Source organism: Burkholderia sp. WAC0059, from assembly GCF_002870125.1.
In the GTDB taxonomy this organism is placed as follows: domain Bacteria; phylum Pseudomonadota; class Gammaproteobacteria; order Burkholderiales; family Burkholderiaceae; genus Paraburkholderia.
In genome coordinates this window covers 1-24,349 of sequence record NZ_PNEO01000007.1, presented here as the reverse complement: position 1 = coordinate 24,349, position 24,349 = coordinate 1, and the positions used below count along the sequence as shown (strand labels likewise).

Below are 24,349 nucleotides of genomic sequence, written 5' to 3'. Positions count from 1 at the left end.
GCAACGCCGGGCTCGCGCGTCTTTCGGCATGGGCGAGCCCGGCGACTCATGAACGGCGCATCGCGCGTGCCGTCGTCGCGAAGCCTGCGATCGAGGCGTCGACCGTCATTCTTTCGACATGCCGATAAGCGGCACGAACGGGTGAGCGGGTTGAACCGGATCGTTTCGAAACATCCGCCTGAGTGGATTGCTCGGCCGCGCCATTTGCATTTCGATCGGGTCGGGATTTACCCGGATGCGCAATCTTTCCGGACGCCAGGAAAGAAAACTACCCGAGCCATGAAGCGGCTTTCCGGCGGGGCGGCATGCGGTGCCGACGGCCCGAATTTTTCCGGCGAGGCTTCAGTTCGAACGTCGGAAGAAAATTCGGCGTCGACCGTACACTACGGAAACCTGATTATAAAAACGTCGTATAGAATGAAAACGCCAATCACCCCACCGAGCCGAGGACCAGCATGCTGCAGATGTCCCGGCGTCAGTTCCTGAAGGTTTCGGCAAGCACGCTGGCAGGGTCCAGCCTGGCGCTGATGGGTTTCTCGCCCGACAGCGCGCTTGCGGAAGTCCGGCAGTACAAACTGACGCGAACCACCGAAACCCGCAACACCTGCCCCTATTGTTCCGTCGGCTGCGGGATCCTCATGTACGGCCTCGGAGACGGCGCGAAGAACGCGCAGCCGAGCATCATCCACATCGAAGGCGACCCGGATCACCCCGTGAACCGCGGCACGCTGTGCCCGAAGGGATCGAGCCTCATCGACTTCATCCACAGCCCGAGCCGCCTGCTGTATCCCGAGCATCGCGCGGCCGGCTCGAACGAGTGGCGACGCATTTCGTGGGACGAAGCGCTCGACCGTATCGCGCAGTTGATGAAGGAAGACCGCGACGCGAACTTCGTCGCGAAGACGGACGACGGCAAGACCGTCAACCGCTGGCTGACCACCGGGATGCTGGCGGCCTCGGCGGGCAGCAACGAAGTCGGCTATCTCACGCACAAAGTGGCCCGCAGCATGGGCCTGCTTGCATTCGACAACCAGGCGCGTGTCTGACACGGTCCGACGGTGGCAGGTCTTGCCCCGACGTTTGGCCGTGGAGCGATGACGAACCATTGGGTCGACATCAAGAACGCGGACGTGATCCTGGTGATGGGCGGCAACGCGGCCGAGGCGCACCCGTGCGGTTTCAAGTGGGTCACGGAGGCGAAGGCGCATCGCAAGGCGAAGCTGATCGTGGTCGATCCGCGCTATACGCGCACGGCCTCGGTCGCCGATTTCTACGCGCCCATCCGGCCGGGCTCGGACATCGCGTTCCTCGGCGGGGTGATCAACTATCTGCTGTCGAACGACAGAATCCAGCACGAGTACGTCAGGAACTACACGGACTTCGCGTTCATCGTGCGCGAGGACTTCGCGTTCGACGACGGCATCTACTCCGGCTACGACGCGGCGAAGCGCGCGTACGTCAAGACGACGTGGAACTACGAGTACGGCGATGACGGCTACGTGAAGACCGACCCGACGCTCGCGGACCCGCGCTGCGTCTACAACCTGATGAAGCAGCACTACTCGCGCTACACGGCCGACGAGGTCGAGCGGATCTGCGGCACGCCGCGGGACAAGTTCCTGAAGGTCTGCGAGATGCTCGCGGGTACGGCGGTGCCGGGCCGCGCGGCCACGATCATGTACGCGCTCGGCTGGACCCATCACTCGGTCGGCTCGCAGATGATCCGCACGGGCGCGATGGTGCAACTGCTGCTCGGCAACATCGGCATCGCGGGCGGCGGGATGAACGCGCTGCGCGGCCACTCGAACATCCAGGGCCTGACGGACCTCGGGCTGATGTCGAACCTGCTGCCGGGCTACATGACGCTACCCTCGGAAGCCGAGCAGGACTACGGGGGCTACATCAAGGCACGGGCGTTGCAGCCGCTGCGGCCGAACCAGCTCAGCTACTGGCAGCATTACGAGGCGTTCTTCGTGAGCTTCATGAAGTCGTGGTGGGGCGACGCGGCGACGAAGGACAACGACTGGGGCTACGACTTCCTGCCCAAGCTCGACAAGTCCTACGACCTGCTGCAGGCGCAGGAACTGATGCACCAGGGCAAGATGAACGGCTACATCTGCCAGGGCTTCAACGTGATCGCGTCGGCGCCGGACAAGGCGAAGATGGCCGCGAGCCTCGCGAAGCTGAAGTGGCTCGTCGTGATGGACCCGCTCGCGACCGAGACGGCCGAGTTCTGGAAGAACTACGGCCCGCACAACGACGTCGATGCTTCGCAGATCCAGACCGAGGTGTTCCGCCTGCCGACCAACTGCTTCGCCGAGGAGCGCGGCTCGCTCGTCAGTTCGAGCCGCGTGCTGCAATGGCACTGGCAGGGCACCGAGCCGCCGGGCGAGGCGAGAAGCGACCTAGAGATCATGTCGGGTATTTATCTGCGCATGAAGGCCGCCTATCTGAAGGACGGCGGCCCGTATCCCGACCCGATCGTCAAGCTGAGCTGGCCGTATTCGAACCCGGAGAGCCCGACGCCGGAAGAGCTCGCGATGGAGTACAACGGCCGCGCGCTGGCCGACCAGACCGACCCGGCCGATCCGAAGAAGGTGCTCGTGAAGCAGGGCGAACAGCTCGCGGGCTTCGCGCAACTGAAGGCGGACGGCACGACGTCGAGCGGCTGCTGGATCTTTTGCGGCGCCTGGACCCAGGCGGGCAACCAGATGGGCCGGCGCGACAATGCCGACCCGACCGGCATCGGCCAGACGCTGAACTGGGCCTGGGCGTGGCCCGTGAACCGGCGCGTGCTGTACAACCGCGCCTCGGCAGACCTGCAGGGCAAGCCGTTCGACCCGACCCGCAAGCTGATCGCGTGGAACGGCGAGGCGTGGACGGGGGCCGACGTTCCCGACTACAAGGTCGACGAGGCGCCGGACCAGAACATGGGCCCGTTCATCATGAATCCCGAGGGCGTGGCGCGCTTCTTCGCCCGCGACGGGATGAACGAAGGCCCGTTCCCCGAGCATTACGAGCCGTTCGAGACGCCGCTCGGCTACAACCCGCTGCATCCGAAGAACCCGGTCGCGACGAGCAACCCGGCCGCGCGCGTGTTCCCGGACGACTGGTCGTCGTTCGCGAAGGCGGGCGGCGAGTTCCCGCACGTCGCGACGACCTACCGGATCACCGAGCATTTCCACTTCTGGACCAAGCACGCGCGACTGAACGCGATCGTGCAGCCGCAGCAGTTCGTCGAGATCGGCGAGGAGCTGGCGAAGCAGGTTGGCGTGGTCGCGGGCGAGAACGTGAAGGTGTCGAGTAACCGCGGCTACATCGTCGCGGTCGCGGTCGTGACGAAGCGGATCAAGCCGCTGACGATCGACGGCAAGACGGTGCAGGTGGTCGGCGTGCCGCTGCACTGGGGGTTCCTCGGCCAGACCAGACCGGGGTATCTGACGAATACGCTGACGCCGCCCGTCGGCGACGGCAATTCGCAGACGCCGGAGTTCAAGGCGTTCCTCGTGAAGGTCGAGAAGGCTTAAGGAGGCACGACGAGATGGCACTGCAATCACTCGACATCAAGCGGCTGTCGGCCACGACGACGCCGCCGCCCGGGGACCGCGTGCCGGTGACCGGCACCGTCGCGAAACTGATCGACGTCTCGAAGTGCATCGGCTGCAAGGCCTGCCAGACCGCGTGCATGGAGTGGAACGATCTGCGCGACGAGGTGGGCATCAACACGGGCGTCTACGACAACCCGCGCGACCTGACCGAACACTCGTGGACGGTGATGCGCTTCGCCGAATACGAGAACCCGGCCGGCGATCTGGAGTGGCTGATCCGCAAGGACGGCTGCATGCACTGCGAGGACCCCGGGTGTCTCAAGGCCTGTCCCTCGCCGGGCGCGATCGTCCAGTACACGAACGGCATCGTCGATTTCCACGAGGAAAACTGCATCGGCTGCGGCTATTGCGTGACGGGCTGCCCGTTCAACATTCCGCGGATCTCGAAGACCGACAGCCGCGCCTACAAGTGCACGCTGTGCTCGGACCGCGTCGCGGTCGGCCAGGAGCCCGCGTGCGTGAAGACCTGTCCGACGGGCGCGATCACGTTCGGCACGAAGGAAGACATGAAGCTGTCCGCCGACGACCGCATCGCCGACCTGAAGGAGCGCGGTTTCGCGCATGCCGGCCTGTACGATCCGCAGGGCGTGGGCGGCACGCACGTGATGTACGTGCTGCATCACGCGGACAAACCGTCGCTGTACCACGGGCTGCCCGACGACCCGCGCATCAGTCCGATGGTGCAGGTCTGGAAAGGCATCGCGAAGCCGCTCGCGCTCGCCGTCATGGCGCTCACGGCGCTCGCGGGTTTCTTCCATTACACGCGCACCGGCCCGAACGAAGTGAGTGCCGAAGACGAGGCCGAGGCCGAACGGGACGCCGCGCAGATTCGCGACGGCGGGGCTGGGAAAGCGTCCAGCGAGCGCGAGGAGCCGCATCATGTCAAATGACGAGACGAAGCTGATCGTGCGCTACTCGCCCAACGAGCGCACGAACCACTGGATCACCGCGATCACGTTCGTGCTGCTCGCGCTGTCCGGGCTCGCGATGTTCCATCCGGCGATGTTCTGGCTCTCGAACCTGTTCGGCGGCGGCCAGTGGATGCGCATCCTGCATCCGTTCGTCGGCCTCGTGATGTTCGTGTCGTTCCTCGTGATGACGATCCGCTACTGGCACCACAACGTGCTCGACGCGAACGACCGCAAGTGGCTCGCGCAGATCGACGACGTGCTCGCGAACCGCGAGGACAACCTGCCCGAAGTCGGCCGCTACAACGCGGGACAGAAGCTGCTATTCTTCACGCTCGTAGCGTGCCTCTTGCTGCTGCTCGTGAGCGGCATCGTGATCTGGCGCGCGTATTTTTCGCTGTACTTCCCGATTTTCGTGATCCGGGCCGCGGCGCTCGTTCATGCGGCGGCGGCGTTCGTGCTGATCACGAGCATCATCGTGCATATTTACGCGGCGCTGTGGGTGAAGGGCTCGATCGGCGCGATGGTGCGCGGCACGGTAACGCTGGGCTGGGCGCGCAAGCATCATCGCCGCTGGTTTCGCGAGAGCATCAAGTAACGCCCGACGCTTCGTCGGGCGCGCTGCGAGCCGCCGTCTTTCGCCCTTTGCTCTTCGCCCGGAACGGCCGTGGCATTTCCGCTTTCCGTCCGAAGATCCGTCTGGAGGTCGCTATTACTCAGCGCATTCTCGATCCCGAAGCCATCCAGTCGCAGGACCCGACCGCGATTCCCCGCATCACGCTGCCTGCGCGCGGCACGCTGTTCGCAACGCGTGCCGCGCGGCTCGCGTCGCTTGCAGACCACAACCCGATCGGCGGCTATGTGCGCCTGATGGCCGTGCTCGTCGACGCGCAGCAGCGCGCGCTCGAGCACTTCGACGCACGCATGCCCGAGCGCGCCGCCATCGAGCAGGCGCAGCGGCATTCGATGCCGGTTCTCCCGGCGTTGTCGTCCGGGCGCGATCCCGCGTGGCGCGACGTGCTGCACCGGCTGCTCGATCGAGTCGAGGCGGCGGGCGCCGCGACGCCGGCGCTCGCGAACGTGCTCGGCACGCTGCGCGCGGCGAGCACCGGAGCACTCGATGCGCAGGCCGACGCGCTGCTCGCGCAGCGTTTCGCCGAAGTCGTGCCCGCGAGCGCGCCGTTCGTCATGGCCGCGTTGCAGGTCGTCTGGACCGACCTCGCGAGCCGGCTCGACGCGCGCGACGTGCCGTACGTCGGCACGCCGGGAATCTGCCCCGTATGCGGCTCGGCGCCCGTCGCGAGCGTCGTGCGGATCGGCGGCGCGTATCAGGGCTATCGCTACGTCCAGTGTGGGCTGTGCGGAACCGAATCGCACGTGGTGCGCGTGAAGTGTACGAATTGCGATTCGACGAAGGGTATTGCGTATCACGGGATCGAGGGCGGTAGCGGCGCACTGAAGGCGGAATCGTGCGACGAGTGCCGGGCCTATCGCAAGATCGGCTACCTCGAGAAAGACTACGCATTCGAGCCGCTCGCGGACGATCTCGCGAGCCTCACGCTCGACTTGCTGATGAACGACGCCGGTTATCGGCGCGCGAGTCCGAACCCGCTGCTCTGGCCCGAGGTACCGGGCGAGCCGTAGCGTGACGCGCGACGCGAAAGCGGACCATCGAGGAGACGACCATGCGGGGAGCGACGACAACGTGAGCGACACGGCGCAACACGAGACGGAAGGCAACGCCGGGCAACGGGACGAGTCGTCGTTGCTGAACGCGCGGCTGGCGCAGATGCCGTCGGTCGAGCGCGTGATCGCATCGGCCTCCGCGCAGCCGCTGATCGGGCAGTACGGGCGCACGCAGGTGCTGGCCGCGATTCGCTCGACGCTCGACGGCTGGCGGCGCGCGGTGCAGGCCGGCACGTTCGCCGCGGCGGCCGGCGAGGACGGGCCGGCGGGCGCCGATGGCGCATTCCCGGTCGAACGCGTGCTGGCCGACGCCTCGCGGGTGCTCGACGAGCGCGGCCGCAGCCGCGTGCGCGCGGTGTTCAATCTGACGGGCACGGTGCTGCACACGAATCTCGGCCGCGCGCTGCTGCCCGACGAAGCGGTGCGCGCGGTCGTGCAGGCGCTCACGCAACCGACGAACCTCGAATTCGATCTCGCGACCGGCAAGCGCGGCGACCGCGACGACCTCATCGACGAGCTCGTCTGCGAGCTGACCGGCGCGGAAGCGGCGACCGTCGTCAACAACAACGCGGCGGCCGTGCTGCTCGCGCTGTCCGCGCTCGCGCCGGGCAAGGAGGTGGTCGTCTCGCGCGGCGAGCTCGTCGAGATCGGCGGCGCGTTCCGGATTCCCGACATCATGAGCCGAGCGGGCGCGAAGCTGCGCGAGGTCGGCACGACCAACCGCACGCATCTGCACGACTACGCGAACGCGATCGGCCCGCGCACCGCCTTGCTGATGAAGGTCCATTGCAGCAATTACGCGGTCACGGGATTCACGAAGAGCGTCGAGCTCGACGAGCTCGCGCCGCTCGCGCGCGAGCGCGGGCTGCCCGTGGCGGTGGACCTCGGCAGCGGCACGCTCGTCGATCTCGCGCAGTGGGGGCTGCCCGCCGAGCCGACCGTGCGCGCGACCGTCGAGGCCGGCGCCGATCTCGTGACGTTCAGCGGCGACAAGCTGCTCGGCGGTCCGCAGGCCGGCCTCATCGTCGGGCGCGCGGAGCTGATCCGCAAGATCAGGAAGCATCCGCTCAAGCGCGCGCTGCGCGTCGGCAAGCTCACGCTCGCAGCGCTCGAGCCCGTGCTGCGCCTCTATCGGGCGCCCGAATTCCTGCGCGAACGGCTGACCACGCTGCGGTTGCTGACGCGTCCGGGCGCCGACATCCAGGCGGCGGCGATGCGCGTGTCGCCCGTGTTGCAGCGCGCGCTCGGCGAGGGCTGGCGCGTCGGCGTCGAACCGATGTTCAGCCAGATCGGCAGCGGCGCGCTGCCCGTCGACGTGCTGCCGAGCTACGGGCTCGTCGTGCGGCACGATCCCGGCGCCGGGCGCCGCGCGGGCGGCAGCGGCCGCGCGCTGGGCAAGCTGGAGCGCGCGCTGCGTGCGTTGCCGCGTCCCGTCGTCGGACGCATCGCCGACGATGCGCTGAGGCTCGACCTGCGCTGCGTCGAGGCTGGCGACGAGGCGGTGCTCGTCGCGCAACTCGCGCAGTTGCGCCTGTAATCGTTCGTCGAAGCGTTGCGCGAAATCGCGCGTGTGTTGAGCGGGCAGCCGCCCGGCCCGGCCGCGCGCGAACCCGAGCGGCATGATGAGTAGCCCAAGGCGGTCCAGGCGGCCGGCGACCATCCCGAGCGTCAACTACCTGCACGCGCCGCACTCGATTGCGGCGGGGCCGATCCCGCTCGCCGCGACGAGAATCAACGCGTCGAACACGTCCTCGTCCAGGCCGGCCGTGCCGGTCGCCCTCCGCGCGCAAGCCAGCGACGGGCCGACGACGGCGCGGCGGTGAGGCGCGCTGCGCCGGAGCGGGTGCGAGCGCTACAATCGCCTTCGTGATAATTTTGAAAACTGCCGACGCGCCGACGCGGACGCAAGCGCGATGTCGGGCGGGATTTTCAATGTCGTCCTGAAACGGGGATCGGGCCTTTCCCCTGTCGTTCGGCGCACGCTCGACCGGGCATGCGAGGGCGCCGGCAGGTTGCCCTGCCGCCTGCCGATCTGCCGTGTCGACGCCATCCTTTTACTCAATCAAGCCAGAGATACGGACCATGAAAGCAATTGGTTATTACCGGAGCCTGCCGATCGGCGAGGCGGAGTCGCTGCAAGACCTCGAGTTGCCGGAGCCGGTGGCGGGCGATCACGACCTCGTGGTGGAAGTGCGCGCGGTGTCGGTCAATCCGGTGGACACGAAAGTGCGCCGCGGCATGCCGCCGGAAGACGGTCAGGCGCGGGTGCTGGGCTGGGACGCGAGCGGGGTGGTGCGCTCGGTGGGCAAGGCGGTGACGCTGTTCAAGCCGGGCGACGGGGTGTGGTATGCGGGTTCGCTGGTGCGGCCGGGGACGAACAGCGAACTGCACGCGGTGGACGAACGGATCGTGGGGCGGATGCCGCAGAAGCTGGGCTTCGCGGAGGCGGCGGCGCTGCCGCTGACGACGATCACGGCGTGGGAGCTGCTGTTCGACCGGCTGGGGGCGCCGCAGGGGACGCTGCCGACGGGCAAGACGCTGCTGGTGATCGGGGCGGCGGGCGGGGTGGGCTCGATCCTGGTGCAACTGGCGCGCAAGCTGACGGGGCTGACGGTGATCGGGACGGCCTCGCGGGCGGAGACGACGCAGTGGGTGAAGGAGCTGGGCGCGCATCACGTGATCGACCACTCGAAGCCGCTGTCGGCGGAGCTGAAGCGGATCGGGTTCGAGGGGGTGGATTACATCGCGAGCCTGAACCAGACGGATCATCACTTCGACGAGATCGTGGCGTCGGTGAACCCGCAGGGGAGCGTGGCGCTGATCGACGACCCCGAGGTGTTCGACTTCCGGAAGCTGAAGAGGAAGAGCGTGTCGCTGCACTGGGAGTTCATGTACACGCGCTCGATGTTCTCGACGGCGGACCAGATTCGCCAGCACGAATTGCTGAACGACGTGGCGTACCTGATCGACGAGGGAGTCGTGCGCACGACGCTGACGGAGGTGCTGGGGAAGATCGACGCGGCGACGCTGCGCCGGGCGCACGAGCTGATCGAGACGAACCGGGCGCGCGGCAAGATCGTGCTCGAGGGATTCTGAACCCGCTGGTCTTTTTGCCGGGGCCGTGTCGTGAACGGCGCCCCGGTCTTTTTCGTCATGCCCGTCGTCGGGCGGCGCATGGTCTTTTTATCGATTGTCGAGGTAAATGCTGTGAATATTGCAAGCTACGCGAAGAAAAGGTACACCACGAAGGCGTTCGATCCCGCGCGCAAGGTGCCCGAGGAAACGATCGCGCAACTGCGCGAACTGATCCGTTTCAGCCCGTCGTCGGTGAACTCGCAGCCGTGGCACTTCGTCGTTGCGTCGAGCGACGAGGCGAAGGCTCGCGTCGCGAAGGCCGCGCAGGGACGTTTCGCCTACAACGAACCGAAGATCCGCGACGCCTCCCACGTGTTCGTGCTGTGTACGCGCGCGGCGATGGACGACGCGCATCTGGCCGGCCTGCTCAGCCAGGAGGACGACGACCGGCGCTTCGTCAACGCCGATGCGCGCAAGGGGCAGCAGACGGCACGACAGTCCTACGTGGACGTGCACCGCTACGAGCTGAAGGACGCGCAGCACTGGATGGAGAAGCAGGTCTACCTCGCGCTCGGCACGCTGCTGCTCGGCGCCTCCACGCTCGACGTGGACGCCTGCCCGATGGAAGGCTTCGACGCCAAAGCGCTCGACGAGGAGCTGGGCCTGCGCCAGAAGGGCTTCACGAGCGCCGTCATCGTCGGCCTCGGCTATAGCGGCGAAGGCGATTTCAACAAGGCGCTGCCGAAGTCGCGCCTGCCGGCCGAAGTCGTGTTCACCGACCTCTGATTTTCCGGGGCAGGGCCGGCGCGCCGATTCCCTCTTGTGGTTCTTTCCGCCGATACGCCTGCGGGCGAAGGCGGGCGCGAGTCGGCGCGCACGGCCCTTTCCGGGCATCGTTAACCTCTCACCGAGTCCACTTCCATGGCTATCAAATTCATCGTCGCCGTGATTACCGCCGAATCCGGCCACGCGGACGTCGTCCAGAAGACGCTCGAAGCGGCCGTGCCCGTCGTGCGCCAGGAGCCCGGCTGCCTTCAGTACGAACTGCATCACGACCAGTCGAAACCGGGCCGGTTCGTGATGGTCGAGCAGTGGCAGGATGCGGAGGCGTTGAAGCTCCACAGCGAAGCGCCCGCGTTCCGGCAGCTCTCGGGCGTGCTGAACGGCCGCGCGTCGCTCGACATCCTCGATCTTGCGAAGATCGTCTGACGCGCCCGACACGACGGGCGCAGCCTCCCGCCGCGCGTCGCGCGCTCCGGCCATGGTCAATCCCACCCACTTCGATCTGCAGTCGCTGAGGATCTTTCTCCTCGTGGCCGAGCACGGCAGCCTGACGAAGGCCGCCGAGCGGGGCCGGCTGACGCTTTCCGCGATCAGCAAGCGCATCGCCGAACTCGAGAGCGTCACCGACTGCGCGCTCCTGATCCGCCGGCCGCGCGGCGTCGAGCTGACGCCGGCCGGCCGCGGCCTGCAGCAGCATGCGAGCCGCGTGCTCGACGAGATCAACAGCATGGCCAGCGAGATGGGCGATTACGCGATCGGCGTGAAGGGCCACGTGCGGCTCTGGGCGAACACGTCGTCGATCGTCCAGTTTCTGCCCGCCGATCTCTCCCATTTCCTCGACGCGAACCGCTCGATCCGGATCAGCCTCGAGGAGCGCCTGAGCGGCGAGATCGTCGAGGCCGTCCGCTCGGGGCGCGCCGATCTCGGCGTGTTCGCCGACAACGTGCCCACGCACGGCATCGAGCGCCGGCTTTACCGTCAGGACGAACTCGTGCTGCTCGTTGCGCAGTCGCATCGTTTTGCGCGTCACGAGCGGCTGGCCTTCGCGCAGACGCTCGAGGAAGAATACGTGGGCCTGAATTCCGGCAGCTCGCTGCTCGCGCGCATGACCGACGCGGCGTTCGCGGCCGGGCTGCCGCTCAGGCTCCGGATTCAGGTCTCGAGTTTCGACGGCATCTGCCGGATGATCGAGGCCGGGCTCGGCATCGGCATCCTGCCCCACGCGGCCGTGCGGCCCGAGCTCGTCGCGACGCGGCTGCGCATCGTGCGGCTGGCGGACCCGTGGGCCATCCGCACGCTCTGGGTCGGCGCGCACGACGCGAGCGCGCTGACCCCGGAGGCCGGACGGCTGTTCGACTTCCTGTCCGGGGCGACGGCCGGGGTGCCCGCCGCCTGACGCGCGGGCCTCCGGCCGTCGCCCGTTTTCTTACCGCCGCGCGGGACTCAGACCGGATTGATTTCGTCCTGATTGCGCCGGGTGGTCCGCGGACCGAGCGCGAGGACGACCGACGCCACGCCCGCGAGCACGACGGAAACGAGGCCGAACATGGCGCCGGCGCCGTACTCGTTCAGGACCGGCAGCAGGATGAACGGCAACGCGCCGCTCATGAAGCGCGACAGCGAATAGGTGCTGCCGATCGCGGTCGAGCGCACTTGCGCCGGGAAAATCTCGGCCTGGTAGACGTGATAGGCGTTGCTGAACACGTTCGAGGCGCAGGTCGTCAGCACGCCGCAGACGATGACGAGCGTCGCGCTGTTCGAGTAGGCGAAGCCGAGGCCGAAAACCGCGATCGACAGAATGGAGACGATCACGAGCGTGCGGCGTTCGATCCAGTTGAGCAACGGGATCGACAGCAGCGAGCCCACGGGATAACCGAGGAACGACATCGCGGCGAAGAACGTGCCGTCGGTCACGTCGATGCCCCGGCTTCTGACCACGGTGGCGGCCAGCGTGCCGAAGCCGTAATAGCCGAAGGCCTGGAACAGGTGGAACACGACGAGCATCAGGTAGCGCCTGTTATAGGGCGCCCGACGCAGCAGGGCGATGCGCTCGCCCAGGCCGGGCGGCGCCTGCCGTTGCGGGTCGGGCGAAAGTTCGGGCACGGCAACGCCCGCGCTTTGCGCGAAACGGCGCAGCATGGCGTGCGCTTCCTCGACGCGGCCCTGGGCGAGCAGCCAGCGCGGGCTTTCCGGCAGGCGGTGCTGCACGAACAGCACGAACACCGCGCCGAGGCTGCCGATGGCGAGGATCAGGCGCCATCCCGCCACGGTGCCCAGGTGTATCGGATTGAGCCAGACGGCCAGGAATCCCACGGCCGGAACGGCGACGAACGACGTGGTGTAGGCCCAGGCGGCCAGCCGGCCGCGCCGTTCCTTCGGCAGGATTTCGGACAGGAAGCTGTCGGCGACCGGGTAGATCGCGCCCGCGCCGACGCCGGTGAGAAAGCGGCACACGACGAGCATGTCCGAACTCGTCGAGAACGCGCCGACGAGCGAGAAGCCGCTGTAGAGCACGAGCGTGAACAGGAAGGCGCGGCGGCGGCCGATGCGGTCGGCGAGGCTGCCGAGGCAGCACGAGCCGAAGAACATGCCGATGAACGCGGACGCGAGCAGCAGCTTGAAGTCCGTGCTGTGCCGGTCGATGCCGTATTCGTTTTGCAGCGCGGTGCCGATCGAGCTGACGAGGAAGATCTCGTACATGTCGAAGAAGAGCCCGATGCCGACGACCCAGACGACGAAGCGATGCAGCGCGCCGACGGGCATGTCGTCCATGAAGCGGCTGAGCGTCGGGCCTTGGGCGCTCGCGGGAGCGGTCGGGGCGGATAGCGAGGACGAAGCGGACGCGGCGTGGGCGGCCGCTTCGCCGCCCAGGTTCAGCGGGTTGCTAGTCATGGTGTCTCCTGGATTTTATATAGGGGTACTGCGGGACAGCTTGCGGGTCTTCGCCCGGTTCGTCATGGGATGGCGACCATTATGCGTCGGGTATTCGCCGCAAACCGGGCGAGCGGCTCCGCGCGCTCGCATCCCGCAGCGGCGGCGCGCCCGGCGGCGGCATCGTCGGGGCCGGGCGGGGGGAGCGGGCGGCCCTCATCGGGCGCCGCGCAGCGGCTCCGATATCTCGATCAGGTTCAGGTCCGGGTCGCGCACGTAGACGGAGCGGATTTTCTGCGTGGCGCCCGTGCGCTCGACCGGCCCCTCGACAATCGGCCAGTTCACCCGGTTCAGATGCGCGATGACGTCGTCGAGCGGGACCGAGGCGATGAAGCAGAGGTCGAGCGCGCCCGGCACCGGCACATGCGCCTTGGGCTCGAATTCGGCGCCGCGCACGTGCAGGTTGATCTTCTGATTGCCGAAACGGAAAGCCAGCCGGCCGGCGCCGAACGTTTCGGGTTCCATCTGCAGGACTTCGGTGTAGAAACGCTTCGTCGCCTCGGGGTCGACGCAGGTCAGCACGAGATGATCGAGGTGGTCGATCAGGGGCATGTCAGGCTCCCGGTTGGGCGAAGGCGCGTTGCGCCGGCATGGCGGCGGCCGCGAAGTCGGGCGCAGGATGCAGATCGAGCCGCCGGCCGGCCTTGAGCAACTGGCTCGGCACGTCGTGGCCGATCAACGCGGGCAGCCGCGCCGACGCCTCGAGCACGGCGGCGAGATTCACGCCGGTGTCGTATCCGTCGAGTTCGAGCATGTGGACGAGCTCCTCCGTGCAGACGTTGCCCGTGGCGCCCGGCGCGTAGGGGCAGCCGCCGAGGCCGCCGAGCGACGAGTCGAAGCGGTCCACGCCGGCGGCGAGCGCCGCGAGCGTGTTGGCGAGCGCCATGCCGCGCGTGTTGTGGAAGTGCAGCGTGAGCTCGAGCCCGGGAAAGGTCTCCCGCGCCGCGCGGCAGAGCGCGCCGACCTGCGAGGGAAAGGCCATGCCCGTCGTGTCGCACAGCGTGATGCCGCGCACGCCGAGTTCGGCGAAGCGCCGCATCCAGTCCAGCACCCCGGCGGCCGGCACGTCGCCTTCCATCGGGCAGCCCATCGCCGTCGAGAGCGACACGTTGATCGCCACCGGCGTCGACGCGACCACGGCGATCACGTCGCGCAACTGGGCGAACGACTGCTCGCGGGTCATGCGCAGATTGGTGCGGTTGTGGCTCTCGCTGACCGACATCACGAGGTTGACCTCGTCGACGCCGCAAGAGAGCGCGCGCTCCGCGCCGCGCACGTTCGGCACGAGCACGGTGTAGACGACGCCGGGCACGCGCTCGATGCGGTGCACGACTTCCTCGGCGTCGCGCAGCGCCGGAATCGCCTTCGGCGAGGTGAACGACGTGACCTCGATCTTGGCGTAGCCGCACCGGCTCAGCCGGTCGACGAGGGCGATCTTGTCGTCCGTCTCCACGAATCGGGCCTCGTTCTGGAACCCGTCGCGCGTGGCGACTTCCTGGATGTAGAGTTTCCTGCCTTTGCCGGACATGCCGTGTCTCCTAGATGATGCCGCGCGCGCGCCATGCCGCGCGCGTGGCCGCGTCGATGCCGAGGGCGTCGAGCACCGCGTCCGTGTGCTGGCCCAGCGCGGGGGCGGCTTCGTAGATCCCGCCCGGGGTTTCGCTCATTTTCGGCACGATGCCCGGCACCTGCACCGGCGTGCCGTCGGGCAGCACGTCGTCGACGATCATGCCGCGCGCCCGGTAGTGCGGGTCCGACGCGATGTCTGCGATGTCGTAGATCTTGCCCGCCGGAATGCGCGCCTCGTTGAGCGCCGCGAGCACGTCGTCGAGCGCGTGCCGGGCCGCCCACTCGCCGATGGCCGTGTCGATGCGCTCGACCTGGCGCACGCGCCCGTCGTTGTGCGCGAGGTCGGGGTCGCCGCCGAGGTCGGGCCGGCCGATCAGCTCCATCAGCCGGCGGAAGATGCTGTCGCCGTTGCCGGCGATCAGCGCGTATTTGCCGTCCCGGCAGCGGTAGGCGTTGGTGGGCGCGATGCCGGGCAGGCTGCTGCCGGCCGGCTGCCGCACCGTGCCGGACACGGCGTATTCGGGCAGCAGGCTCTCCATCATGTTGAAGACGGCTTCGTAGAGCGCCACGTCGATCACCTGGCCTTTGCCTCCCTGCTGGTCCCGATGGCGCAGGGCCAGCAGGATGCCGACGACGCCGTGCAGCGCCGCGAGCGAATCGCCGATGGACACGCCCACGCGCACCGGCGTGCGGCCCGGCTCGCCGCTCAGGTGCCGCAAGCCGCCCATGGCCTCGGCCACGACGCCGAAGCCGGCCCGGTCGCGGTACGGGCCGGTCTGCCCGTAGCCCGACACGCGTAGCATGACGAGCCCGGGGTTGATCTCCTTGAGCGCGTCCCAGCCGAGCCCCCATTCCTCGAGCGTGCCGGGGCGGAAGTTCTCGATCAGCACGTCGCTTTCGCGGATCAGCCGGCGCGCGACGTCCTGCCCCTCGGGCGCGCGCAGGTCGAGCGTGACCGACTTCTTGTTGCGCGACTGGACGGCCCACCAGACCGAGGTGCCGTCGTGAAGCAGGCGCCACTTGCGCAGCGGATCGCCGGTTTCCGGCGGTTCGATCTTGACGACGTCGGCGCCGAACTCCGCCAGCATCTTGCTGGCGAACGGGCCCGCGATGAGCTGGCCCATTTCGAGCACCCGGACGCCCTCCAGAGGACGCTTCATGACTCTGTCTCCTTCCTGTCTGTTGGAATGCCGCGTGAATGCCGCGGTTCGAATCCGTCGGGGCCTCCATGTTGGCCGATTCCGGCCGCGGCGATAAGCGACGGATGCTCAAGGACCCTTTCCGTTCCGGAAAGTCTCCTTCCGGGGGGCGCCGAATGTGCCGGGTGCGTCGGGCCTGTCCGGCGCGCGACCCGACGCCGGTCTTACGTGCCGACCCGGTTCTCGAGCGTGCCGACGCCCTCGATCTCGATGCGGATGACGTCGCCCGTGTCGAGGAAGCGCGGCGGGTTGAAGCCGATGCCGACGCCGGCCGGCGTGCCCGTGGCGATGACGTCGCCGGGCTGCAGCTCGATCCCGGCCGACAGCGTTTCGATCAGCGTCGGAATGTCGAAAATCAGTTGGCGGGTGTTAGCGTGCTGGCGCAGCTCGCCGTTCACCCAGCAGCGCACGTCGACGTTCTGTCCGTCCACCTCGTCCGCCGTGACGATGTACGGCCCCATCGGGCAGAAGCCGTCGAGCGACTTGCCGATGAACCACTGGCGATGCAGCTTCTGGAGGTCGCGCGCGGTGAAGTCGTTGATGATCGTGTAGCCGAACACGTGGCGCATCGCGTCGGCCTTGCGGATGCCGCGCCCGGCGAGGCCGATCACCACGCCAAGCTCGGCCTCGTAATCGAGCTGGTTCGTCACGCCGGCGTGGCGCGGAATCGTCGCGCCGGGACCGATGATGGCCGAGGCCGGCTTCGTGAACACGACCGGGGCCTCGGGCGCATGCTCGCCGTCCTTCGCGCTGTGGTCGAAGCCCGACTTCTGGAATTCCGCCGCGTGCTCGTAATAGTTCTTGCCGACGCAAAAGACGTTGCGGCGCGGCTGGTCGAGCGGCGCGAGCAGTGCGCCGTCGGCGAGCGGCAGCCCCGGCGTGACAGGCTCGAGCCGGTCTCGGATGGAATCGAATTGTTGTACCAATTCGACCATGTCGCCGGCGAATCCCGGTACCAGACCGGAGACGGGCCAGAACGTGGCAGCGTCGGCGGAGACGACGGCGACCGTCTTTCGGCCGTTCTGGAGAATCGTGGCAATGCGCATGGCTGTCGCTCCGTGGCGGTAATGGGTGAGGGTGGAAATGATAACCAATATGGTCCTGCTGAAACAGCGAAACCCGCTATAATCGGGGCCAATTGGTCTATATCGGGGGTGGCCGTGCACGAGGCAAGACAATGACGGCGGTGCGGGCGCCGGGGGCGCGGGCCCTCGCCAACTATCTGCAGCAGGAAATGGCGGCCGGCCGTCTGCGCGAGGGCATGAAGCTGCCCGCCGAGCGGGAGCTCAGCGAAAGATTCGGCACGTCTCGCGGGGCGGTCCGGCGCGTGCTGCAGGAATTCGCGAACCGTGGTTTGCTGAGCAAGGCGGTCGGCAGCGGCACGTTCGTGCAGGCCGCGGCCGCGACGGTGCGCCGTCCGACCGCGTCGGCTGCCGGCGACGACGCCTCGTCGCAGACGAGTCCGGCCGAGCTGATGGAGGCGCGGCTGCTCATCGAGCCGCTGATGCCGGCGCTCATCGTGCGCAACGCGACCCGTTCCGACTTCCTGAAAATGGACGCATGCCTCGCGCAGACCGAGCAGGCGCAGTCGCTCGAAGACTTCGAGCAGTGGGACGCCGAGCTGCATCGCGCGCTGGCCGAGGCGACGCACAACGCGTTCTTCCTCAAGATTCTCGACCTCGTCAACGCGGTGCGGTCCCGCGCGGAGTGGGGGCAATTGAAGCGGCAATCGCTGAGCCCGGCGCGCCGGGCCGAATACGAGGCGCAGCACCGCGAGATCGTGGCGGCGCTGCGCGATCGCGACGCCGAGAGCGCGACCGCGACGATGCGCTCGCATCTGCTGCAGATCCGGCGCAATCTCTTCGAGCAGTGACCCCGCACCGACCGGGCACCGACCCGGCGGGCGCTCAATCCTTCGGCGCGTACTGCATCTCGCCGTTGCCGAACGACCAGTTCTCGCGCGCGACGTCGACGAGGCTGATCCAGACGTCCTCCCGGCGGATGCCGGCCTTCGCATGAATGCCGTCCGCCACGGCCTTGTAGAAGGCCTTCTTGACGTCGATGCTGCGTCCCGCGTTCCAGGTGACCTGGATGAAGACAATGCCCGGCGTGTAGGTGACGCCGAGGTAGCCTTCGGCGGGGTAGACGAGCTCGTCCGCGCCGTGACGCGAAACGATCTGGAATTTGTCGTGCGGCGGCACGTTGGCGACGTCGATCATCGCTTCGTAGACCGTATCGCCGATGGCGCGCACGGCGTCGGGCGAGGCGTCTTTCGAGAGGTTGATTCGCACGAGCGGCATGTTCGTCTCCATGGGGTGAAAGCGGTCCGCCGGCTACGCCGGTAGGGTCGGCGCGCGCCGTTTCGGCTGGCGGTGGCGCGCGAGCAGGGATGAGCGTAGGCTAGGGACGATGTTTCTACAAGCGCATAATTTTCATCATCAACATGATCGAGTGGAATGATGCTGGATGAGCTGAAATCGTTCGTCGCCGTCGTCGACGATGCCTCGCTGACGCGCGCGGCCGACCGGCTCTGCGTGTCGCAGTCGACCGTCTCGAAGCGTATCCAGCGTCTCGAGGCGCTACTCGGCACGGCGCTGTTCGACCGCAACTCCAAACCGCCGAAGCCGACGGCCGTGGCGAGCCGGATCTACGGGCAGGTCGTTCCGCTGCTGCGCGGGTTCGAGCAGTTGTTTCATCTCGCGAACGAGGATGCGCCGCCGTCGGGCCTGCTGCGTTTCGGTTTTCCGCAGGTCGTCGCCGACATGGCGCTGCCCGATGCCGTGACGGCGATGAAGGCGGCGTTCCCGGCGCTCGACGTGAGGTGGCAGACCGACTGGACCACGGGCCTGCTGCGAAGGCTCGAAACGGGCGCGCTCGACGCCGCCGTGCTGATGCTGGCGACGGGCGCGCCGCTGCCCGACGAGCTGGCGGCGCGGCGGATGCTGACGTTCAACGTGGTGGTCGTGCAAAGCCGCGACAAGCCGCTCGTGAAGGGGAGAATGCCGATCCGGTCGCTGGCGGACTGCGAATGGATTCTGAACCCCGAGGGCTGCGGATATCGGGCCGCGCTCGAGCGCGCGATGGCCGGGGCCGGCGCGCCGTTGCGGCTGGGCGTGGACACCCATGCCGGCGACATGCAGATGCGGCTCGTTTCGGCGGGGCTCGGCCTCGGCCTCGTGCCGCGAGAAATGCTCGAGGCGAGCCCGTGGAAGTCGCGGCTCGCCGTGGTCGACGTCCGCGATTTCGCGCTGACGATCGACGTCTGGCTCGCGCATCCGCATGCGGTCGGCAATTTGCGGCGGGCCGTCGAGGTGCTGGCCGATGCTGTGTCGTCGTCGCTCGCGCGGCCTCGCGCGGCGCGCCGGAGCCGCCGTGGGTGATGCGGGCTGATGCCGGCGATATGGGCGATATGCGCGATATGGCCTACGGTCGGGGCGGTTCGCCCGCCGGCCAGGCCGCCTGGGCCCGGCCGTTCCGGGCGGCCTGAGAGGTCTCGCCCAGGGTGTCTCCCAACGGGTCGCCAGGGGTGCCGTCTCAGGCCGCCTCGGCCCGCGGCAGCCGGCCGAATTTCTGTCCGTAGAGCTCGCCGAGCCACTCCACGAACACGCGCACGCGCGGCGACAACTGCCGCCGGTAGGGGTAGAGCGCCGTGACCGGCATGTCGGGGCTCGCCCATGCGCCGAGCACCTCGACGAGCTGCCCGTCGCGCAGTTGGTCCTCGACGTGGAAGCGGGGCAGTTGAATGAGCCCGCAGCCGCGCAGCGCGCAGATCACGTAATTCTCCGCGTCGTTGACCGATACCCCGCCCTTGACCGGGTACGTCCGGCGCTGGCCGTCGACGATCACCTCGAACGGATAGTCGAGCCCGCCGCTGCTCGAGAAGAACCGGACCGCCTGCGCGGCCGGCAGGTCGTCGGGATGGCCCGGCGCGCCGAAGCGGGCCAGATACCCGGGGCTCGCGCAGATCACCTGGGGCATCGTCGCGAGCGGCCTTGCCACGAGCGTCGAGTCGCGCAGCCGGCCCGAGCGGATCACGCAGTCCACGCCCTCGCGCACGAGGTCGACGAGCCGGTCGCCGCTGCTGACGACGAGATCGATGCCCGGGTAGCGGCCGCGGAAATCGTCGATGTTCGGCAGGATGATTCGCGTCGCGTGGGTGCCGTGCATGTCCACGCGCAGCACGCCGCGCGGGTTGGCCGCCACGTGCCGCAGCGAGGATTCGGCGTCGTCGAGCTCGCCGAGCACGTGGACGCACCGCTCGTAGAAGGCCTGGCCGTCGAGCGTCGGCCGCACCTGGCGCGTGGTGCGCTCCAGAAGCCGGACGCCGAGCCGCGCCTCGAGCTGCTTGATGGCATGGGTGGCGGTGGCGCGCGGAATGTCGAGCAGGTCGGCGGCCCGGCTGAAGCTGCCGGTTTCGACGATGCGGGTGAAGAGCTGGAGCGCGTCGAGGCGGTCCATGGCGACCCTCGGCAAATGGGACGGGTCCGGATCGAATCCGGGTCGGGACGAATCGGTTTTTTTGAATTATAGGGCTGAACTTCTGGTGATTGTTGGCAGTGGTTGAATTGTCTTGCCAATGCCGGCGTCTTTATCCGGCTCGGCCGAATGGGAACAATTACTACCTGAGGGCGACGTTGCCCGTTTTGACAAGGAGAGCAGGTTCATGAACAACCCTACACTGAAGAGCGCCATCGTCACCGGCGCCTCGCGCGGCATCGGCCGGGCTATCGCGGCGCGTCTCGCCGCCGACGGCTTCGCGGTGGCCGTCCATTACGCCGGCAATGCGGAAAAGGCCCGGGAAACCGTCGCCGCCATCGAGGCCGCGGGCGGCCGGGCCGTGGCGATCCAGGGCGACGTCGGCAGCCGGGAGGACGTCGAACGCCTGTTCTCCGCGACGCTGGACGCCTTCGGCCGCCTCGACGTGGTCGTCAACAGCGCCGGCGTCATGCCGATGGCGACGATCGACGAACATCACCTCGATGCGTTCGACAACGCCATCGCCACCAATCTGCGCGGCACCTTCCTCGTGTTCGCGCAGGCGGCCCGCCACCTGGGCCGGGGCGGCCGGATCATCGCGCTTTCCTCGAGCGTGATCGCCAAATCGTTTCCGGGCTACGGGCCGTACATCGCGAGCAAGGCCGGCGTCGAGGGGCTCGTGCACGTGCTGGCGAACGAGCTGCGCGGACGCGAGATCACCGTCAACGCGATCGCGCCCGGCCCCGTGGCCACCGAGCTGTTCTTCAACGGCAAGACCGACGAGCAGGTCGCGCAGATCGCGAAGCTCGCGCCGCTCGAACGCATCGGCACGCCAGAGGAAATCGCCTCGGCCGTCTCGTTCCTCGCGGGGCCCGACGGCGCATGGGTCAATTCGCAGGTCGTGCGCGTGAACGGCGGCTTCGCCTGAATCCCGGTCCGGCCTGGAAGGCCGTACGCAACACTCGACACTCAACCGAAGGAGCGCGTCATGCCGTTTGCCAACTACAAATTCCCGGAAGGGATTCTCGATCACGCCCGCAAGGAGGAAATCATCCATCGCACGACGGCGATGTTCGTCGAATATTTCGGCGAGAGCGTCCGGCCGTATTCGATGGTGCTCGTCGAAGAGGTCGCCGACGGCGGCTGGGGCCGCGCCGACGAGACGCTGACGCTCGAGAAGATGGGTATCACGCGCCAGACGAAATAGACGGCCGCGCGCGTAGACGAAGGAGTTTTTCATGCAGAAGAAAGCGGGTTGTCGCTTCCGGATCAGCGTGGAGCGGGCGGACGGGGACGCGAGCCCGTCGGACGGCGTCGCGCCGCTGGCGTTCGAGGTCTGGAGCCATGACGACATCCTCGCGATCGCGGACCGGGTCCGGGCGGGGACGGCGTTCCCGCCCGACGACGCGGCTGCCCTCGCGATCGGGCTCAAGCTGTTCAGCGGCGTGATGCTCGCGCATCGTCGCGATCCGCTGTTCGCCGGGGTCGAGCCCGCGATCCGGGCGTTCATCGGCGACCTGAAAGCGCGGGTCGCCCCGTCGGTTCCGCCCGCTTCGGACTAACCGGACTGAACCGCGGACCGTTGCCGCCCAGCCGGCGCGGCACGGTCGACGCGGCATCCGCGGGGGGCGAGGGCCTCGCGCGAGATCTGATAGGCGAGGGGATCGTGCGCACGACGCTGAGGCCGGTGCCGGGGAAGGTCGATGCGGCGACGCTGCGTCGGGCGCATGAGCCGATCGGGACGAACCGGGCGCGCGGCAAGAGCGTCCTCGTCGCTTGACATAGGCGGAAATTATCCGCCCCGGATTTTTGATTGGTAAGGCATGCGATATACAGCCCACCGCACAGCCGATACATAGCCTGGCTGTCGGCAGATTGAAACCCCGCGAGGCCGGCCTTTCGCGGGGTTTTTATTTTTCCGGAAGCGGATCGCGGAGGGCGCGTCGAATGGCACGCGGAAGGCCTCGCGCTGCGCGCCGGCAAGGATTTTGCTGCCTGTGCTCCGGTCCCGGCGAGCGCCGTTGGCGTCGGCGCGACACCATAAATGTTCGAAGGCCGGAAGGCGGTTATGATTGCACCCTGCTACGTATGCCGTCTTCGCAACGGAGGAGAATGCCCCGATGATTCATGTCATTGCCACGATCACCGCCAAACCCGGCCAGCGCGACGCCGTACTTGCCCTGTTCAACCGGAACCGTCCCGCCGTCCTCGCGGAAAAAGGCTGCATCGCCTACGAGGCGGTCGTCGACGTGCCCGGTTTCGGGGGAAACCAGACGCCGATCGGCGAGGACACCTTCAAGGTCATCGAGCGCTGGGAAAGCGCGGAAGCGTTGCGCGCGCACGCCGCCTCGGCGCACATGGCCGAATACGGGCGCAATGCCGCGCCGTTGCTCGCGAACCGGGTCATCAACGTGCTGCAGGCCTGCTCCTGAGCACGGCGTTTTTTGCATCGCCCCGCCGGGCGGCAACGTTGCCAGGGGCTGCCAACCTTTTCGTCTTTGCCGAATCGGAGGCGCGAGAGGGGTGTCGCGAGTCGCCGTTTCCATCCGCCGGCATGGCGGGCGAACGTCCGCCGCGCCTTGCCGGCCGGGCTCGCCCGGTTACGGAGTGGGGCGTAGCTGTTACGTTATATTACTCAAGCGCCTGCCGTAACAAACTGAAATTTGCCGTCAGATACCTGTACCGAAAGTCCGGCCGGGCTCGGATACAGTTCGTCTCCTGGTCATTCCGGTCTCCGTCGTCGACGGGGACGCCCAACTGCCTGAACTCACATGTCGCTATCCGACAGACAATCCCGCGCGAGCGCTGCGCCAGTCCATCCCGCCCGTCCAGTGCCGGCCCACGTGATCGGAGGAACCCAGCATGAGTGACGTTTCCGCGAACGCGCCGAAACCGCATCCGAAACGAACGCGGCGGTGGATCTTCGTCATCGTGCTGCTTGCGGTGATCGCGCTCGTCGTTTTCCACCTGCTCAACCGGAAGGCGCCGCATCGCGGCACGCCGGCCCAGGTGGTGACGGTCGCCGCGGCGGTTGCCGGCGACATGCCCGAGACGCTGAGCGAACTCGGCACGGTGACGCCGGTCGCGACGGTGACGGTCCTGCCGCAGTTGAGCGGCTACCTGACGGCGGTCGGCTACCGCGAAGGCCAGGACGTCGAGAAGGGGCAGTTCCTCGCGCAGATCGACCCGCGCCAGTACGAGATCAGCAAACAGCAGGCCGAAGCGCAGCTCGCGAAAGACCAGGCTTCGCTCGCCCAGGCGCGCTCCGACCTCGCCCGCTACGCGCAGTTGAGCCAGAGCAAGTCGATCGCCGAGCAGACCTACGTCGACCAGCAGTTCCTCGTCCAGCAGGACGAGGCCGCCGTCAAGTCCGACGAGGCCAGCATCGCGCAGTACACGCTCGACCTCGAGTATTGCCACATCACGGCGCCGGTGTCGGGCCGGGTCGGGCTGCAGCTCGTCGATCCGGGCAACTACGTCACGGCGTCGAGCCAGCCCGGCATCGCCGTCATCACGACGATGAAGCCGACCACGATCGAATTCACGGTGCCGCAGAACGCGCTCGCGAACGTGCTTCAGCGCTTCAACTCGGGCGCGAAGCTGTCCGTCGTCGCCTACAACAGCGACAACACGAAGCAGCTCGCGACCGGCACGCTCTACGCGATCAGCAACCAGATGGCGACCTCGACCGGCACGGTCACGCTGCGCGCGACGTTCCCCAACGACGACGAAGCGCTGTTCCCGAACGAGTTCGTCAACGTGAAGCTGCTCGTCGACACGCTGCACAACGCCGTGCTCGTGCCGACGCCCGCCGTGCTGACGGGCGCGCCCGGCGACTACGTCTACCTCGTCAATGCCGACGACACCGTCTCGGTGCACAAGGTCGTGCTCGGGCCGAGCGACGGCCGGCACACGGTCATTACTTCCGGGCTTGCGGTCGGCGACCGCGTCGTCACGGACGGCACCGACCGCCTGAGCGACGGCGCGCACATCCGGGCCGCCGGCGCGCGGCCGGCCTCGGGCGCGGCGGCGGACGCGGACGACGCGTCGGGCCCGGCCGCGGGCAGCGGCGCTCGCGGCCACCGCCGGCACGCGCGCGCATCGGACGCGGCCG

23 protein-coding genes are annotated in these 24,349 nt (G+C 67.9%); 16 read left to right on the top strand and 7 right to left on the bottom strand.

The genetic code is table 11. The annotated features are described in order from the left end of the window. Positions 1-455 precede the first annotated feature (455 nt). The 9 genes from fdnG to CY652_RS08805 all read left to right on the top strand — a co-directional run bounded on the left by fdnG (position 456) and on the right by CY652_RS08805 (position 11,456). Positions 456-3,527, top strand: a complete 3,072-nt coding sequence (gene fdnG / locus CY652_RS08845; RefSeq protein ID WP_102130344.1) for a formate dehydrogenase-N subunit alpha — start codon at positions 456-458, stop codon at positions 3,525-3,527. Positions 3,528-3,541: 14 nt separating this feature from the next. Further along, a complete protein-coding gene (gene fdxH / locus CY652_RS08840) occupies positions 3,542-4,498 on the top strand; it encodes a formate dehydrogenase subunit beta (protein ID WP_102130343.1) in 957 nt (318 codons plus the stop codon). Further along, positions 4,488-5,114 carry a formate dehydrogenase subunit gamma gene (locus tag CY652_RS08835; protein WP_102130342.1) on the top strand — a complete coding sequence of 209 codons (627 nt, stop codon included), beginning with the start codon at positions 4,488-4,490 and terminating at the stop codon, positions 5,112-5,114. The genes fdxH and CY652_RS08835 overlap by 11 nt, the downstream gene beginning before the upstream one ends. Positions 5,115-5,227: 113 nt before the next feature. Beyond that, positions 5,228-6,160, top strand: a complete 933-nt coding sequence (fdhE, locus tag CY652_RS08830) for a formate dehydrogenase accessory protein FdhE (RefSeq protein ID WP_102130504.1) — start codon at positions 5,228-5,230, stop codon at positions 6,158-6,160. 145 nt (positions 6,161-6,305) lie between these two features. Continuing rightward, entirely contained in the window at positions 6,306-7,739 is a 1,434-nt protein-coding gene (selA, locus tag CY652_RS08825) for an L-seryl-tRNA(Sec) selenium transferase (protein ID WP_102130503.1), read from the top strand. A 545-nt stretch (positions 7,740-8,284) separates the two neighbouring features. Beyond that, positions 8,285-9,298, top strand: coding sequence for a zinc-binding alcohol dehydrogenase family protein (locus CY652_RS08820; RefSeq protein ID WP_102130341.1), 1,014 nt, complete (start codon positions 8,285-8,287; stop codon positions 9,296-9,298). Between the two features lie 111 nt (positions 9,299-9,409). Next, entirely contained in the window at positions 9,410-10,063 is a 654-nt protein-coding gene (nfsB, locus tag CY652_RS08815; RefSeq protein WP_102130502.1) for an oxygen-insensitive NAD(P)H nitroreductase, read from the top strand. Between the two features lie 135 nt (positions 10,064-10,198). Further along, entirely contained in the window at positions 10,199-10,486 is a 288-nt protein-coding gene (locus tag CY652_RS08810) for a putative quinol monooxygenase (RefSeq protein ID WP_102130340.1), read from the top strand. A 52-nt stretch (positions 10,487-10,538) separates the two neighbouring features. Beyond that, a complete protein-coding gene (locus CY652_RS08805; protein WP_102130339.1) occupies positions 10,539-11,456 on the top strand; it encodes a LysR family transcriptional regulator in 918 nt (305 codons plus the stop codon). Between the two features lie 47 nt (positions 11,457-11,503). Here CY652_RS08805 and CY652_RS08800 read toward each other — a convergent pair whose 3' ends face one another. The 5 genes from CY652_RS08800 to CY652_RS08780 form a co-directional block, all read right to left on the bottom strand. Then, positions 11,504-12,952, bottom strand: a complete 1,449-nt coding sequence (locus CY652_RS08800; protein ID WP_102130338.1) for an MFS transporter — start codon at positions 12,950-12,952, stop codon at positions 11,504-11,506. A gap of 195 nt (positions 12,953-13,147) precedes the next feature. After that, positions 13,148-13,543, bottom strand: coding sequence for a VOC family protein (locus tag CY652_RS08795; protein WP_102130337.1), 396 nt, complete (start codon positions 13,541-13,543; stop codon positions 13,148-13,150). A 1-nt stretch (position 13,544) separates the two neighbouring features. Beyond that, on the bottom strand, positions 13,545-14,519 hold the full coding sequence (locus CY652_RS08790) for a hydroxymethylglutaryl-CoA lyase (protein WP_102130336.1): 975 nt from the start codon (positions 14,517-14,519) through the stop codon (positions 13,545-13,547). Positions 14,520-14,529: 10 nt separating this feature from the next. After that, complete coding sequence (locus CY652_RS08785; protein ID WP_102130335.1) at positions 14,530-15,720, bottom strand: CaiB/BaiF CoA transferase family protein; 1,191 nt, start codon at positions 15,718-15,720, stop codon at positions 14,530-14,532. Positions 15,721-15,923: 203 nt separating this feature from the next. Further along, positions 15,924-16,805: a fumarylacetoacetate hydrolase family protein gene (locus CY652_RS08780; protein ID WP_102130334.1), complete on the bottom strand. Its 882-nt coding sequence runs from the start codon at positions 16,803-16,805 to the stop codon at positions 15,924-15,926. 131 nt (positions 16,806-16,936) lie between these two features. Here CY652_RS08780 and CY652_RS08775 point away from each other — a divergent pair, with 131 nt between their 5' ends. After that, positions 16,937-17,632: a FadR/GntR family transcriptional regulator gene (locus CY652_RS08775; RefSeq protein ID WP_102130333.1), complete on the top strand. Its 696-nt coding sequence runs from the start codon at positions 16,937-16,939 to the stop codon at positions 17,630-17,632. Positions 17,633-17,666: 34 nt separating this feature from the next. On the opposite strand, the gene CY652_RS08770 is transcribed toward CY652_RS08775, so the two are convergent. Continuing rightward, a complete protein-coding gene (locus CY652_RS08770) occupies positions 17,667-18,059 on the bottom strand; it encodes a tautomerase family protein (RefSeq protein WP_102130501.1) in 393 nt (130 codons plus the stop codon). Between the two features lie 156 nt (positions 18,060-18,215). Between CY652_RS08770 and CY652_RS08765 the strand changes: the two genes are divergently transcribed. Next, positions 18,216-19,139, top strand: a complete 924-nt coding sequence (locus CY652_RS08765) for a LysR family transcriptional regulator (protein ID WP_258002244.1) — start codon at positions 18,216-18,218, stop codon at positions 19,137-19,139. Between the two features lie 154 nt (positions 19,140-19,293). Here the strand turns inward: CY652_RS08765 and CY652_RS08760 are convergent, their stop codons facing one another. Then, complete coding sequence (locus tag CY652_RS08760; RefSeq protein ID WP_102130332.1) at positions 19,294-20,217, bottom strand: LysR family transcriptional regulator; 924 nt, start codon at positions 20,215-20,217, stop codon at positions 19,294-19,296. 205 nt (positions 20,218-20,422) lie between these two features. On the opposite strand from CY652_RS08760, the gene CY652_RS08755 reads away from it, so the two are divergent. The 5 genes from CY652_RS08755 to CY652_RS08730 form a co-directional block, all read left to right on the top strand. After that, positions 20,423-21,163: an SDR family oxidoreductase gene (locus tag CY652_RS08755; RefSeq protein WP_102130331.1), complete on the top strand. Its 741-nt coding sequence runs from the start codon at positions 20,423-20,425 to the stop codon at positions 21,161-21,163. A 60-nt stretch (positions 21,164-21,223) separates the two neighbouring features. Beyond that, positions 21,224-21,442, top strand: a complete 219-nt coding sequence (locus tag CY652_RS08750; protein WP_102130330.1) for a tautomerase family protein — start codon at positions 21,224-21,226, stop codon at positions 21,440-21,442. A 31-nt stretch (positions 21,443-21,473) separates the two neighbouring features. Then, the gene (locus CY652_RS08745) at positions 21,474-21,797 is read left to right on the top strand and encodes a DUF3861 domain-containing protein (protein WP_102130329.1); all 324 of its coding nucleotides are present in this window, start codon (positions 21,474-21,476) and stop codon (positions 21,795-21,797) included. Positions 21,798-22,355: 558 nt separating this feature from the next. After that, complete coding sequence (locus tag CY652_RS08735; RefSeq protein WP_102130327.1) at positions 22,356-22,667, top strand: putative quinol monooxygenase; 312 nt, start codon at positions 22,356-22,358, stop codon at positions 22,665-22,667. 430 nt (positions 22,668-23,097) lie between these two features. Beyond that, positions 23,098-24,349 (top strand): efflux RND transporter periplasmic adaptor subunit (locus CY652_RS08730; RefSeq protein WP_102130326.1); only part of this gene is annotated, 1,252 nt, incomplete at its 3' end.